12 protein-coding genes are annotated in these 14,301 nt (G+C 63.7%); 3 read left to right on the forward strand and 9 right to left on the reverse strand.

Translation table 11 applies throughout. From position 1 onward, the window contains the following. Positions 1 to 2: 2 nt before the first annotated feature. Entirely contained in the window at positions 3 to 2,510 is a 2,508-nt protein-coding gene (locus I6F20_RS05930; protein ID WP_036039465.1) for an alpha/beta hydrolase, read from the reverse strand. 132 nt (positions 2,511 to 2,642) lie between these two features. Between I6F20_RS05930 and I6F20_RS05935 the strand changes: the two genes are divergently transcribed. Further along, entirely contained in the window at positions 2,643 to 3,569 is a 927-nt protein-coding gene (locus I6F20_RS05935) for an alpha/beta fold hydrolase (RefSeq protein WP_225125425.1), read from the forward strand. Beyond that, a complete protein-coding gene (locus I6F20_RS05940; RefSeq protein WP_225125426.1) occupies positions 3,566 to 4,165 on the forward strand; it encodes a hypothetical protein in 600 nt (199 codons plus the stop codon). The genes I6F20_RS05935 and I6F20_RS05940 overlap by 4 nt, the downstream gene beginning before the upstream one ends. A gap of 18 nt (positions 4,166 to 4,183) precedes the next feature. Here I6F20_RS05940 and fabI read toward each other — a convergent pair whose 3' ends face one another. The 4 genes from fabI to I6F20_RS05960 are packed head-to-tail and all read right to left on the reverse strand — an operon-like array spanning position 4,184 to position 9,409. Further along, positions 4,184 to 4,972, reverse strand: coding sequence for an enoyl-ACP reductase FabI (fabI, locus tag I6F20_RS05945; protein WP_025035483.1), 789 nt, complete (start codon positions 4,970 to 4,972; stop codon positions 4,184 to 4,186). Beyond that, positions 4,969 to 6,183, reverse strand: coding sequence for an acetate/propionate family kinase (locus I6F20_RS05950; protein WP_035999405.1), 1,215 nt, complete (start codon positions 6,181 to 6,183; stop codon positions 4,969 to 4,971). The genes fabI and I6F20_RS05950 overlap by 4 nt, the downstream gene beginning before the upstream one ends. A gap of 5 nt (positions 6,184 to 6,188) precedes the next feature. Beyond that, positions 6,189 to 7,151 (reverse strand): phosphate acetyltransferase, encoded by a 963-nt coding sequence (locus I6F20_RS05955; RefSeq protein ID WP_036028001.1) that lies wholly within the window; start codon positions 7,149 to 7,151, stop codon positions 6,189 to 6,191. A gap of 29 nt (positions 7,152 to 7,180) precedes the next feature. Beyond that, on the reverse strand, positions 7,181 to 9,409 hold the full coding sequence (locus tag I6F20_RS05960) for a DUF3141 domain-containing protein (RefSeq protein WP_225125428.1): 2,229 nt from the start codon (positions 9,407 to 9,409) through the stop codon (positions 7,181 to 7,183). A 153-nt stretch (positions 9,410 to 9,562) separates the two neighbouring features. Between I6F20_RS05960 and I6F20_RS05965 the strand changes: the two genes are divergently transcribed. Further along, positions 9,563 to 10,081, forward strand: coding sequence for a GNAT family N-acetyltransferase (locus I6F20_RS05965; protein ID WP_225112853.1), 519 nt, complete (start codon positions 9,563 to 9,565; stop codon positions 10,079 to 10,081). Positions 10,082 to 10,102: 21 nt separating this feature from the next. Here I6F20_RS05965 and I6F20_RS05970 read toward each other — a convergent pair whose 3' ends face one another. The 4 genes from I6F20_RS05970 to I6F20_RS05985 form a co-directional block, all read right to left on the reverse strand. Continuing rightward, positions 10,103 to 10,537 carry a hypothetical protein gene (locus tag I6F20_RS05970; RefSeq protein WP_306469113.1) on the reverse strand — a complete coding sequence of 145 codons (435 nt, stop codon included), beginning with the start codon at positions 10,535 to 10,537 and terminating at the stop codon, positions 10,103 to 10,105. 7 nt (positions 10,538 to 10,544) lie between these two features. Beyond that, positions 10,545 to 11,462, reverse strand: coding sequence for a DUF2950 domain-containing protein (locus tag I6F20_RS05975; RefSeq protein WP_225125430.1), 918 nt, complete (start codon positions 11,460 to 11,462; stop codon positions 10,545 to 10,547). After that, the gene (locus I6F20_RS05980) at positions 11,459 to 13,132 is read right to left on the reverse strand and encodes a DUF3300 domain-containing protein (protein WP_225125431.1); all 1,674 of its coding nucleotides are present in this window, start codon (positions 13,130 to 13,132) and stop codon (positions 11,459 to 11,461) included. The genes I6F20_RS05975 and I6F20_RS05980 overlap by 4 nt, the downstream gene beginning before the upstream one ends. 112 nt (positions 13,133 to 13,244) lie before the next feature. Then, positions 13,245 to 14,225 carry an ABC transporter substrate-binding protein gene (locus tag I6F20_RS05985; protein WP_225125433.1) on the reverse strand — a complete coding sequence of 327 codons (981 nt, stop codon included), beginning with the start codon at positions 14,223 to 14,225 and terminating at the stop codon, positions 13,245 to 13,247. Positions 14,226 to 14,301: the final 76 nt, after the last annotated feature.

Below are 14,301 nucleotides of genomic sequence, written 5' to 3' on the forward strand. Positions count from 1 at the left end.
CCCTACTTGTTGAGGCCAGCCGTCGGAGCCGCTCCAGGCGGTGTCGGCGCCACTGGCAAGGCAGAGACGACGGCGCCCTTGATCATGCGATCGGTTCCGAGCGGCGATGATGTGTCCACCTCCCCGTTGGTCACGAAATCCACGACATCGGCAGCGTATTCCACTGGATTGTCGGTGTGGATGAAGTGTCCGGTCTCCGGATAGATCTTGAGCATCGGCCGGTTGCCGGCATTGGTCATACGCGTCATGAACGGCGTGATGACGTCGCGGCCGAGGTCCGTCAGGCCGTTGAACGCAGGCGTCGGAATGAACGGCTCCTTGTCGCCGAACGCCAGGAAGATCGGCGCTTTGATCTGGGTGACCCGCTCATAGAGGTTCTTCGGGTCATCCTGCTGGAGCTCAGCACCGATCGTGTAGATGTCGAAGATGAAGACGTTGCACCACTGATCGAGCTCCTTCGGGTTGCCCTTGGTAAGCCCGGCGCGTTGCTCGGTATGGAAACGGGCATATTCGCTGTCGTTGAAGAAGTATCCGCTCTTCGCAGCCGATACCACGCCGGTGTCCGGATCACGTTTCTTGAAGTAGAAGAAGTCGCGGACGTTCTGCTCGCTCCGCGCCTTTTCCGCAGCGAGAATACCGGTCTGGTCCCAGACCTGCTTCCACTTGTCGAAGTCCCGGCCGAGGCCGTCGGCGAACAGAGTCGCCTTCTTGTCCTTGGCAATGGTGATCTCGCGCGGATATTCCTCGAGGCCGGACGGCGCCTCCAAGGCGAGGCCCTGCACCGCATCAGGCCAGGTCAGGGCGTAGCCCACGACGAACTGGCCGCCGAGCGAGTGGCCAAGATAGTACGCCTTCTTGACTCCGAGTTGGTTGACCACGAGGTCGTAGATCACCTCGCGCATGTCCTGCATGGTGCGAGCGGGATTCTTGTCGAGATTGCCGGGCCCCGACATGCCGTAATGCGGTAGGTCCGGCACGATCACGCGCAGGCCGCTGCGCAACGCATACTGCATGATGTTGCCGTAATGGCCGCCGAACGCGCCCTTGCCGTGGATGATGACGAGCACCTTCGGATCCTTGTCGGTGCCGGCATACTCGTCCATGTAGCCGATTTCCCAGGAGTTGCCGCTCTTGTCCTTGGCACTGCCGAATTTGACCGGATAGGGATAGGTCACGTAGGCCTTCCAGAACGACTTCTTGGGATCGATCGTCTGGGCGACGCCGGGCACGCGGTAATTCTTGTCGACGAATTTCTGGGCGCGATCGAGGGCCGCCACGTCATCCATGAAGGCGACGAACTTCGGATCGTTCTTGCGCTGGTTGATGATCGGGAACACGCCGTAGTGCGCGACGGGGCTCTCCTGTGCGATAAGATCAGCGCCGGGCACGCGATCGACAGCCTTCTGCGCCAGCTTGAAGTTGAGCCAGAGGTCGTTGGTGATGTGCATCACCAGCGTGCGAGCCTGAATGCGACCGAGATAGGGATTGACGTTATGGGTCTCGCCGACCCGATTGCGCCAGACGAGGTCGACGGCGTCGTAGAGCTTGGCGCGATTAATGACGTTGAGGCCGGCCTTCTCGTTCGGCGGATCCCAATAGAAAATCTCGGGCTGTACCGCCGCCCAGTTCTGGGTCGTGCGGAAGGAAAAGTCATAACCCGTCATGCCGAGGATCGACCAGCCGAAGGCCACGCCCGGCACCGGATGCTTTTCCTTCGGGAGCTTGTAATAGTCGCCCTCGGTCGCCTGCCAGACCGGATCGCCCTGGATCGCGGCTGTCATCATCTGGAAAGTCCAGTTGCCGACCGGGTCGTCGCCATCCGATTGCGTGGTACCGCCGATCGGCATCAGGGCGCTGACATATTCCGGATGCATCACGCCCCAGACGTAGGTCTGCGTGCCACCCATGGAGACGCCGGTCACCAGCGCGACGCGCGCGACCTTCAGCTCGTCGCGCAGCAGGCGGTAGTTCGCCTGCACCATGTCGTAGTAGCTGTATTGCGGAAACTTGATGCCTAGGCCGTCGGATGGCTTGCTCGCGCCCCAAGTGCCGAGCGGATCGACCATGATGACATAGTAACGATCCGTATCGATCGGCCGGCCCGGACCAATGATGGGTACGCCACCCGACAACGCCGCACCCTTGACCCACTGTTCGTACATGTCGGTGGAATCGCCGGAATAATAGGAGTTGATCACGATGGCATTGGTGATCTCGCCCGCCGCGTTGCGCCTTGCGTTGCCGACGGCGATGTAAGCCGTGCGCAGCTTGCCGGCCCCGAGCGATTCCAGCGTGACGCCGCCCTCGCCGCCGTTCTCCCATTTGGAAGGGTCGGTCAGGTCGTACTTGCCGCCCAGGCGGAAGTTGGCGATCTCGTAGGTCTTCTTCAGCCCGTCATGCTGCACCTGCGACGAACGGCGCGTGAAAGGCTGTGCGGTTGCGATCGCCGTTCCGAGCAGCAGCACGATCAGGCTCAACAGGCAACGATTCAACGCATCTCGTCCGGCCATGATGCGATCCTCCCTGGAAGATTTTCCTGAAACGCTAGGCAGGGCGGCCGGGGAAGGTTTGATCTAGCTCAATGGAATCCGCTCGGAGGAATCGAGGATCGCGGGCATCAAAAGACCGGCGGTACCCTCGCGATGCCTTTCCTCAGCCACGGCTCATATCGGATCCGCTATGAGCTCGACGGGCCGGCGGGCGCACCGGCCTATGTTCTCGTGAACGGGCTGACGCAATATTCCGAGCTGTGGAGCGCCTATCGCGAGGCCTTGTCGGCGCGAGGCTTTCGCGTTGCGACCTTCGATCTTCTCGGCCAGGGCGCCTCCGACAAGCCGAGGCTCTTCATCAGCCAGGACGATCAAGTCGCTGCACTGCGCCTCCTCATCGACGAACTCGGGGACGGTCCGATCTTTCTGAGCGGGATCAGCTTTGGCGGCCTGATCGCGCTGCGATATGCGATCGAGCATGGCAAGCGGCTGGCCGGGCTGGTGCCGATGAGCTGCTTTGCGGAGCTGTCGCCGCAACTCTTGCTGCTTGGCAATGCGCTGCGGACCGCGCTGATCCTCGGCGGCACAAGTTACCTCCAGGACCTGCTGTTACCCATGAACCTCTCCGACCAATGGCTGAAGCCGCTGCTGGACAAGCTCGATAGCGTGAAGCGGCAAGGTTGGCTGGTCAACGACGTCTACGCGCTGCAAAACCTGATGGAATCCTTCCTCGACTTCCAGCCGCTCACGCCGCACCTGTCCGCGATCGCCGTTCCGACCATGATTCTCAACGGCGAGTTCGACTTTCTCACGCCGCGGGGTCTCCACGAAACATTGCGAGTCGAGATTCAGAACAGCTCATTGGTGATCATCCCCAGGGCCTATCACGCCTTCACGCTGGAGAAAGGGACACTGACCGCCGATCTGCTGGCGCGCTTTGCCGAAGACGTGCTGGCCGGCCGCTGGCAGGGCAATCAAGCGGTCTGGGTGGCGCCGGACCAGCCCGGCGGCGAGCTCACGCCGTTTCCTGCCGGCTACGATCATCTGCGTGCCATCCCGGTCAAGCGAGCGCTGCCATGAGCGGCTTCCTCGGTCCCGTCGCGCCGGACGGCCGCATTCCACCGTACCAGCAGACGAAGGTCGCAGCATTCCTGATCTCGGCCCACGGCGCCCTGGCCCGGCAATTCGCTTTCATGCTGCCCGCGAGGCTCGACGCGGCATGGCAGACCGAATTGAATGCTCAATTTTATCGCGAGACCGAGATCGTCTCGCTGCTGCTGCGCGCCACGTCCTGGGTGGTGGATCCTTCCCTGGGTTACATGTTCGCCTCCTGGGAGTCCGCCTGGCTGCCTGCACCGGTCGAAGGGATCGCAGACCCTCGCCTTGCCCAAATGATTCACCTCGCAGCGCTTGCCCACGCCGTGCATGCCGGTATACGGCCGGCTGCGCTCCTACCGATCGAGGCCAATGCGCAGGATCCTTTTGTTATGGCGCTACGCCGGATCGAATTTGAGAGTGGCCGGCTGTTGCAGGCGCAGATTCTGTTTCTGAAGAGCACAGACCTTGCGCCGCATCGCGACGCGGTCAGTGCGGCGCTCGCGCAGCGTCACGCCGACGTCCGCAAGCTCTGGCGCGAATTACTCGAGTGCATCGGCATCGGCGTACCGCCGGCATGACAACGCGCGATTGCGCGCTCAATCGATGATGTGATAGCCGCCGTCGATATAGAGCACGCCACCGGTGATCAGCTTGGCGCCGTCGAGCGCCAGGAACGCGGTGGCGTTGCCGACATCGTCGATGCTGACGAGGCTGCGCGAGGGCGCCTTGGATTGCGCCTTGTCCATTAGCTCATCGAACTCCGGAATGCCCGAGGCCGCGCGGGTGGCGAGCGGCCCTGGCGAGATCGCGTGCACGCGGATGCCCTTCGGACCGAGCTCGGCAGCGGCATAGCGGACCGCGGCTTCGAGCGCCGCCTTGGCGACGCCCATGATGTTGTAGTTCTCCACCACCATCTGGCTGCCGTAATAGGTCATGGTGAACATCGTGCCGCCGTTCTTCATCAGGGGTTCGGCTAGATGTGCCATCCGCAGGAACGACCAGCAGGAGACGTCCATGGTCTTCAGAAAGCCGTCGCGGCCGACGTCGACGACGCGGCCGTGCAATGCTTCCTTCGGCGAAAAGGCGATGGAATGAAGCAGGAAATCGAGCTGCCCCCACTCCGACTTGATCCGCTCGAATACCGCTTCAGTCTGGCCTTCGACCATGACGTCGAGCGGCAGGAAGATCGGCGCTTCCAGGGCCTGCGCCAACGGCTCGACGTGCTTCTTGGCGCGGTCGTTCAGATAGGTGACGGCGAGATCGGCTCCGAGCGCGCGAAACGCCCTGGCGCAGCCCCAGGCGATCGATTGGTCATTGGCGATGCCGACGACGAGGCCCTTCTTCCCCTTTAGTGCGACCTTGCTGTCCGGAAATACTGGAATCATGACACCCTCTCTTTTCTGGGGTTGGGCGATTGGCCGTTCATCAACAGCGTCAGCGTGTGCTGCGCAATCATGAGCTCCTCGTCCGTCGGGACGACGTAGACCGGAACGAGACTCGTCTTTGCCGATATCAGCCGCGAATGGCGCGTGTTCTCGGCCGGGTCGAGTGCCACGCCAAGCCAGCCGAGCTGCTCCGCCACACGCGCGCGGATGCCGCTCGAGTTCTCGCCGATGCCGGCGGTGAAGACGAAGGCATCGATCCCCTGCAACGCCGCCGCCAGCATTCCGGCGTTGAGGCCGATGCGATAGACGAAATAGTCCACCGCCAGCTTCGCTTGCGGATCCGTGCTCGCCTCCAGCTCGCGCATGTCGTTGCTGAGCCCGGAAAGCCCCTTCAATCCGCAATCGCGATAGAGAAAATCCTGCACCTTCGATGGCGTCATCCCCTTCTCGGACAATAGGTACAGCACGACGCCCGGATCGAGCTGGCCCGGGCGCGTGCCCATCGGCAGCCCATCGAGCGCGGTGAATCCCATCGTGCTCTCGACGCTCAGCCCATTCTTCATCGCGCACATCGACGCGCCACTGCCGAGATGGGCGACAATCACCCGGCGCTTTGCGACCTCTGGCGCAATCTGGGGCAAGGTCCTGGAGATGTACTCATAGGAGAGCCCGTGAAAGCCGTAGCGTCGCACACCTTCGGCGTGAAGCTGGTAGGGGATGGCGTAATGATCGGCCAGCGGACCGTGCGTGCGGTGAAACGCGGTGTCGAAGCACGCGACCTGGGGTATCGTCGGGAAATTGGCCAGGATCGAGCGGATCGGCGCCAGATTGTGCGGCTGATGCAGTGGCGCTAACGTGACGAAGCGTTCTAGCCGTGCCACCACGCCATGATCGACGAGAATTGGCCGCTCATGATCCGGCCCGCCATGGACGACGCGATGCCCGACCGCCAATGGATGGATGCGCGCCTCGTTCCGCAGCCATTCCCCCGCGACTTGCATCGCCGCCGGCACGTCCGGAATGGCCTCGATCGGATAGGCCCGGTCCGCCATGGGATCATTGCCTGCCCTGCTCGCCCGCAAGCGCGGACGGCTGCCGATGCCGTCCACCTGCCCCTTGATCAGGCGGCGCAGAACGCCCTCACCCTCGACCGCAAAGACCTGGAACTTGACGCTCGAGGAGCCGGCGTTGACGACGAGGATGCTGTCCATGGCGGTCACGCCGCGACTGTCGGCGCCTTCTGGCGCCGCGCGTGAGCATAAAGTGCAGCAACCGCGCAGGACGCCATCCGCGCTCTTGGGCTGTCCGCACGCGAGGTCAGGACGACGGGGACGCGCGCGCCGAGCACAATGCCGGCGCCGTCGGCCTTGGCGAAATAGGCGAGGTTCTTGGCCAGCATGTTGCCCGCTTCGAGATCGGGCACGACCAGGATCTGAGCGCGGCCGGCCACCTCGGACTTGATGCCCTTGATCCGTGCGGATTCGAGGTCGATCGCGTTGTCGAACGCCAGCGGCCCGTCGAGCACGCCGCCCGTGATCTGGCCGCGATCCGCCATTTTGCAGAGCGCCGCGGCCTCGATCGTGGATGGAATCTTCGATGTGACGGTTTCGACCGCGGAAAGGATGGCCACCCGCGGCGACTTGCCGAAGCCCGCCTGATTGTAGAGATCGATCGCGTTCTGAATGATGTCCCGCTTGGCGTCCAGATCGGGGAAGATGTTGATTGCGGCGTCAGTGACGAAGATCGTCTCGGCGTAGGCCGGCACATCCATGACGAAAACGTGGCTGATGCGCCGATCGGTGCGCAATCCCCCGACCTTGGCCGTGACGGCTCGCATCAGCTCGTCGGTGTGAAGGCTGCCCTTCATGAGCAGTTCGCCGCGCGCGGCATGGATCAATTCGACACCCCTCGCCGCGGCTTCGTCGCTGTGCGCGGCATCCACGATCTCATAACCCGAGATGTCCAGGCCGAACGTGCCAGCCGTATCCCGGATCTTCCGCTCCGGTCCGACCAGGAGCGGCCGGATGATGCCGGCAGACGCGCTGTCGACGGCGCCGCGCAAGGATGTCTCATCGCAGGGATGCACCACGACGGTCGGCGTCGGCGGGATTGCCCTGGCCGCCGCGATCAGGCGATCATACTTGCTGGGAGACTGCGTGGCCGTCGCATCTGCTGACATGATGTCGCTCCCGATCCTTGCAACTCGCGTTACGACGCCTTCGCCTTGGGATCGAAAGGGGCAACGTTCGACGCCCTTTCGGCACCTTCCGCGGTGTCGAGGCCAAACAGGCCGGCGATCTGCCGCAGCCGGTTGGCGCGCTCGCCGGTGACATCCGCACTGGCCGACAGCACCTGCTCGATCGCCTCGAATGCTGCGCGGCGAACGTTCATGTCGTCAGGCAGCAATTTCGGGATTGCAGCGAGCGCCCCTTCCCGGTCGAGCAGCAGCATGAAGAACTGCTCGCGTACCAGCATCTTGAACTCGGCAAGAGACATGCGTGCGCCGCCATGATCCCGGCGGACCCGGCGCAGAGCCTCGATGCTGCGTTCGTCCACCATCCCCCGTGCCGAGCCGACATAGAGCAAAGCGCGTAACGCCGCTTCACGGAGGCCGCCCTCACCGATCCGCGACTTCAGCTCGGCAATGCGCTTCTCGAGCATGGTGCGATGCTCGGCGGACATCTCACGCCGACGCGACGGCGTGGACGTCGGATCGATCCCGACCGCCGCCTGGAGCGCCGGGGATCCGTAGACGCTGAGGAACATCGCTTCGCTGAGCGCCTCCTGTGAATCGCGCCAGCTGTCGAGGGCGTGAACGACCTGCTTCGAGATCTGCTCCTGGAACGCCAGGAACGGATTGTCCGCAGCGACCGGCTTGCGCTTCTCGGCGGCCTTCTCGGCCAATGATTTCACCGTCGCCATGAAAGGATTCTGGCTGCTGAACAGCTCGTATTGCAGCCGCAGCGGATGCATGTTGTGAGCCCATTCGGCCATCTGTGGCGTCACCATGCGCTTGAGCCATGGCTGGACGAATTTTCGATAGGCCGCCAGGTTGATTTCCGAGATTCGTTTGGCGGTGGCAAAGCGTCGCTCGTCCTCAGGCGAATTGCCGCCCATGGCGCGGATGTCCTCGAGCGTCCGCGCCTCGCAGCGCATCACCCACTGGCCGACGACCAGATCCGAACTTGCGGTTTCCTCATCCTTCGCTTCGAACGTCGCTTCATAGAGGCCGGGCGGCAGAACGTCGATGAGGTCGATGTTGCTGGAAAATTCCGCGTGCTCCTTCTTGGCGACGCCGCCGGAGACGAAGATGCCGAGATGGCCGATGTTCTGGTGCACGGTGTAGACGATGGTCTGGCCATAGGCCCTGATCTCATCGACATCGGCATAGCAATCGAGGATCCAATGCAGCGCCTGCTGCGGCGGCGTGATGTTGTCGCCCTCCGAGCAGAACACCACGATCGGGGATCTGATGTTGCGAAGGTCGACCTTCCGGCCATCGGACATTTCGATGTTGCCGGCCGCGAGGTTGTTGCCGACGAACAGCTCATCGACGATGAATTGGATCTCCTCGGCGTTCAGGTTGACGTGGCCGCCCCACCAACGCTCGAATTCGAGGTAACGATCCGCCTCGGTGTCGACCTTGGAATAGACGTTGTATTGCTTGGTCCAGAGCGTATTCGACGGGTTCTGGTTCTCGAAGTTCTGCACCAGCCAAGCACCATCGAACTTGCCGGCGCCGAGATCGGAGGTCAGGGCCGTCAACCAGCTTCCGCCCAACAGCCCGCCCGAGTAGCGCATCGGATATTTTCCATGCACGCCGGCCCAATAGGCCAGCGGCGCGCCGGCGATGATCAGCGGGCCGAATACCTCGGGACGTAGCGAGGCCAGGATCATGACGGCCCATCCGGCCTGACAATTGCCGATCACGCAGGGCTTGCCGTCGGCATCCGGGTGAAGGCTCATGACCTTTTCGATGAAGATGGCTTCGGCACGCGCGATGCGCTCGATGGTCTGACCGGGCATCGGGTCCGGCAGGAATCCGATGAAGTAGCAGGGATGGCCTGCTTTCATCGCCACCCCGATCTCGCTGTCGGCCTTGAAGCCGCCGATGCCGGGGCCGTGGCCCGCACGCGGATCGACCACGACGAACGGCCGCCGGTTCATGTCGATCTCGACATTGGCGGGCGGAACGATGCGCACCAGCGCGTAATTGACGGGTTCGGCGAGCTGGCGCCCGTCCATGATCAACTCCGCCGCATATTGCAGAACATGCGGGGCGGTTTGCGCGAGGTGTTCCCTGTACTGGTCCCCGCGCCGGCGCATGATATCCAGGAACAGGATACTGCGCTGTCCCGCATCGACGAGGTATTCGACTGCCGAGGCGACCAGCCCCGACATGGGACCGCCCGGAATTTGCATCTTGTGCATGGACATGTTCTCGACCTCTTCGTCGCCTCGGCCAATTGACGGCTTGGAGCGAGGACGAACGTTGATCTAGGTCAAGATGATCTGCACGCTTCGGAGGCGTCTATCCTGCATTATAGGGCATGAGACCCGGCCGGGCGGTTTTGAAAGAGCGACATCGGCATGTCACAAGCTGCAACTTACAGCGTGCAAACCGTGCTGAAGGACGGCACTCCGACCGAAATCCGCGCGCTTCGCGCCAGCGACGAGGCGGACATGCTCGCTGCCATTGCGCGCACTGGACCGCAATCGCTGCAAAGCCGGTTCTTCGTTTTGAAACGGCATTTCTCGGAGAAGGAGCGTGCCTTCTTCATGGACGTGGATTTCAGCAATCACGTTGCGCTGGCCGCTCTCGCCGAGGAACAGGGTCGATACGCCATTATCGGCGGCGGCCGGTACGTCATCGTCGAGTCCGGTCGGGCCGAGATGGCCTTCGTCGTGGTGGATGCCTGGCAAGGTCGCGGGGTGGGCTCCTTATTGCTGAGGCACCTGACAGAGATCGCGCGCGAACAAGGCGTAAGAGAGCTCACAGCCGAGGTTCTGTCCGACAACATGCCCATGCGCAGCGTGTTCGCGAAGGCGGGCTTCAAGCTCGCGCGGAGTGACGATCCGAGAACGGTGCACCTGTCGCTCACGCTTTGATCCGCGCGCCCGGCTTGAGCCTCACCTCAAAGCGATCGTGATCCGACTGATATTGGCCGCCAGCTCGAGTCCCGCCTTCGGGCCTTGCAGCACCATCGTGACGCCCTTTTCGTTGCGGAGGTGCACACCGTTGGCACCGCCGACCAGCGCAAAGCCGCCGCCGACGGAGCTGTAGTTGCCGGCAAAATCTCTGACCTCCCTAATGCCGGATGCCCAGCCGTCGAGGCGACCGACACTTGCACCGACCGTGATGCCCAAGCTCACGCCGCTGACGCTGAAGGGATAGGTCTTGCCCCGGTACGTCAACACGCCGCTGCCGGCGCCACCGCCGGCCAGGAGGCCCGCCTTGACGATCTTCACTCTGACCTGACCGGTGGCCTGCGCGAAGGACGGCGCCGCCGGCAGGGTCAGCCCGAGCGCGAGCAGGAGCAGCGCGACCAGGCGAAATGCGCGCATGCGCGGCTCAGGGTTTTGCGGCATCGACTTTCTTCCAGGTTTCATCGGGATTGAACAACGTGGTGCGCTGGGCGATGAACTCGGTGCGCTTGCCGAGATCCTTCTGGTAGACGACGCCGTCATGATTGACCAGGAAGGTCATGACGCCCGAATTGCCGTATTCCGCGGGCCAGGCGATCAGGGCGAAGCCGCCGATCATCTTGCCCTTGACGACGTAGTTGAGCGCACCGCCGCGCGCATCCCGCCCCTGCGCTTTGAGAATCCGGAAGTAATAGCCGTGATAGGGCGTCGGCCCGACATCACCGCCGCGATAGCCCTCCTTCGTTGCTTCGGCCGCGAGCGCGCCGAGCGGGCTCGGGTCGCTGTCGTCGCGCCAGAACAGGCCGTCCTTCTTGCCGGGCGAGGAGGAGATGCGCTGCGCGTAGACGCCGACGCCCTCGCCGCGGTCCTTTTCCGCATATTCGTTTTGCGCGTCGACGAAGGCGAGCGCGGTCTGGATCGCGTCGAGCTCGTTGCGGCCGATGCGACGGCGCAGCACCTCAATGCGTCCCTCGTCGGTGTCGAACGCCCAACCCGTCCTGGTGTTGACCAGCGGAATTGGAAACGGAAAATCGTCCGGCCCGAGCATCAAGGTGGCGGTCTTGTTGCCCTCCGCCTTGATGCCGTGCTTGGCGTCGTACATCGCAGTGAAACGCGCCCGAATGTCGTTGTCCGCAATCTCGTCGCCGGACGACACGATGTCCTCCGCATTCCTGCCGAGCACTTTCAAGATGTCTTTCGGGCCGCTCTTGACCGCGGCGGCGAGCGCAGACGCGGCCTCTTCCGGTGTCTTGTAGGATTCCTGTGCGAGAGAGGCCGATCCGAGCAGCGCGAGCGCGAGGACGCCGGGTATCAGCGCACGGCTAAACGATTTCATGCCGGTCATGGCATCACCTCCGCAGGAATTTTCGCGCCGCCGGCGAGCCAGTCGCGATAGGTGCGGAACGCCAGCCCGAGTTTTTCGTAATGGACGCGCAGATAGCCGTCGCTGCCGCGGGTCACGGCAGCGGGCATCGCCTGCTCGACCTCCTGCGCCATCACGCCGACATAAGCCTTGTCGCTGCCGATATAGCTGAAGCGATAATAGCCAAGGCCGTTCGAAAGGTGCCCGAGCAGGACGATGTCATGCTTGAGCGCGATATCCGAGCGCCGGCCGCCGCCGCCACCGCCACGGAAGCCGCCTCCGCCGCCGCCGCGCATCGCCATTCCGCCACCGCCGCCTCGGCCGGCAAAGCTTGGTCCGCCGCCGCCACCGCGCGGCATGCTCGCCATGCTGGCGCGGCCGCGTGCGGATGCTGCGGCCGCCGAGCGGCCGGAGGAGACGTTCATGGCACCGCCGCGAGTGCCGCCGCCGCGATTGGCCGAACCGCCGCCGGCGCGGTTCGCAGCCTTGGCGCGATCGCCGCCGCCCTTGGTCGCGCCCTTGGCACGATCACCGGCACCGGCACGATCGCCGCCGCCGGGCCGGTCGCGCGTCCCTGCGCTGGGGCGATCGCCCGCGCCCGGACGGTCGCCGCGATTGCCGGCGCGATCCCCTGCGCGATCTCCTGGACCGCCGCGATCACCCGCACGATCTCCCGCCCGGTCCCCGACACCCTGGTCGGGGCGCAGCACCTGGTTGCCGTCACGGCCGCGGAAATCCATCCGGTCCGACACGCCGGCCTTCAGATTGTTGTTGCCGAAGCGCTGCTGAACATTGCTGTTGTTGTAGCGCACACCGCCGCGATGCGCCGGATTGTGCTGCCAGCCATTGCCGATGTTCGTGGTGCGATGGTTGACATAGACGTTGCGGTTGCCCCAGTTGCAGCCGCCGCCCCAGTAATTGCCCCAGCGTCCGATCGCCCAGGCCGTGCCGAACGCGATGCCAGCCGCGACCACGCCGGCGCCGATATAAGACGGGTAGCCCCAATAATAGGGCGGATACTCCGCATAGGGCCAGCTGCCGTAGACCGTCGCCGGGTCGTAATACGGCACGTACATCGCCGCGGGATCGGCCTGCTGGATCACGACGACCTGCTTGCCTTCCTGAGACTGGACGCTGACCTTCTGCTGCTTGGTGGTGACGAGCTTCTTGTTGTCATAGGCCTTGGTGCGCAGACGCTGGATCGCGTCCATCACGTCGGGCTGCTGGGCGAGGAAGGCATCGCCCAGCTTCTTGGTCCAGTCGAGCTGCTCGCTCATCATCGCGAGGACATCGGCGGTGCTGGCCAGCGCCTTGACGCTGTCGTCCCAGCCCTGCTTTTCCACTTCCGTCTTCAGCGCATCGCCCTTCAGGCTCTTGTGCTCCTTCAGCCAGCGGTCGGCCTGCACCACCTCCAGCGGATAGGTCGAGGCGGCCAGTACATTGGCGAGCAACTCGTCCGGATAAAGCGCGATCGGCGCGACGAAGGCCTCGAGTTGCTCGGGCTTCAGGAACTCGGCCGCCGGTGCGGGCGGGCTGGCAGGCTGCGCCTGCGGCGCCGGGGCTGCAGGCGTCGTTGGGGTCTGCGCCATTGCGGCGACCGAAGTTGCCATCAACAGCGCCAGCGCCATCAGGGTCTTGCCGCAACGAAACATCACATCCTCCCTCGGACTTCAGTGCGGGAGGATCAAGCCGGGGCGCAAGCATTTGTTGATCGAGATCAACGAAACGAGGCAGTCGGGGCTGCTGCAGCGCAAGATCGAATAATCATTCGATCAGCTCGGCATCCAGCAGAAGCCGGTTCGGCACCGTCAGGCCGAGGGCCCTGGCCGTCTTCATGTTGATGACGAGCTCGAACCTGGTGGCAAATTGCACCGGGAGAGTGCTGATATCGGCACCGCGCAGGAGACGGTCGACATAGCCGGCGCCATCACGAAATTGCTGGGTCAGATCTGCACCATATGACATCAGCCCGCCATTCGACGCGTAGAAACGGACTGCGAAGATGGCGGGCACGCGCCGCTGCGCCAGCAATGCAATGGCCATCGTGCTGTGGGTTCCGAAGAAGCCGCCATCCGGCAGCACGACGAGGCCGCCGCCTGTGCGCGCCGCCGTCTCGATCGCTGCCGCGATCCCCGGACCGCTGCGAACGCTCGCACCGGCGATCTTGAGGCCGAGACGGCTTTCCATCTGGTGCGCCGCTTGAACATAGAATGGTCCGTAGGGTGCCGATTCCGGGTTGAACAGCAGGGCCGCATGGCTCATCCCCGGCACCATGTCCTTCAAAAGGCCGAGCCACTTCCCGCTCATCGAATGCTCATAGAGCGAAAAGCCGGTCAGATTTCCGGCCGGCCGGGCCAGATTGGCGACAAGCCCCGTCCCTACCGGATCGGAAAGCCCCACGAAGACGATCGGAATTCGTTGCGTTGCATCGCGCAGCGCCCGTGTTGATCCCGTACTGGTCGAGAACAGCACGTCCGGCGCCGCGGCGACGAGCTCGAGCGCCTCCAACTTCTGGCGCGCCGGATCGGGGCCCGGCCAGCGCACCTCCAGGCGGTAGTTCTGGTTGGCGATCCAGCCTCGATCGGTGAGACCCTGCTGAAAGGCATCCACGCGCATTTGCGCGCCGGGATCACCAGCGACATTGCCCGTCAGCACGCCGACGGCGGGCATTCGGTCCTGGGCTTTCGCCAGGACCGGCAACGCAGCAGCAGCACCAACCAGCGTCATGAAGTCACGACGTCTCATACGCCTCACGCTCGCCTGTCGTACTCGTCATGCGATCGAGAGAGAACGGCTTCAGCGCCGTGATGTTTGATCAAGA

It is taken from the genome of Bradyrhizobium sp. IC3123, assembly GCF_020193625.1.
GTDB lineage: Bacteria > Pseudomonadota > Alphaproteobacteria > Rhizobiales > Xanthobacteraceae > Bradyrhizobium > Bradyrhizobium yuanmingense.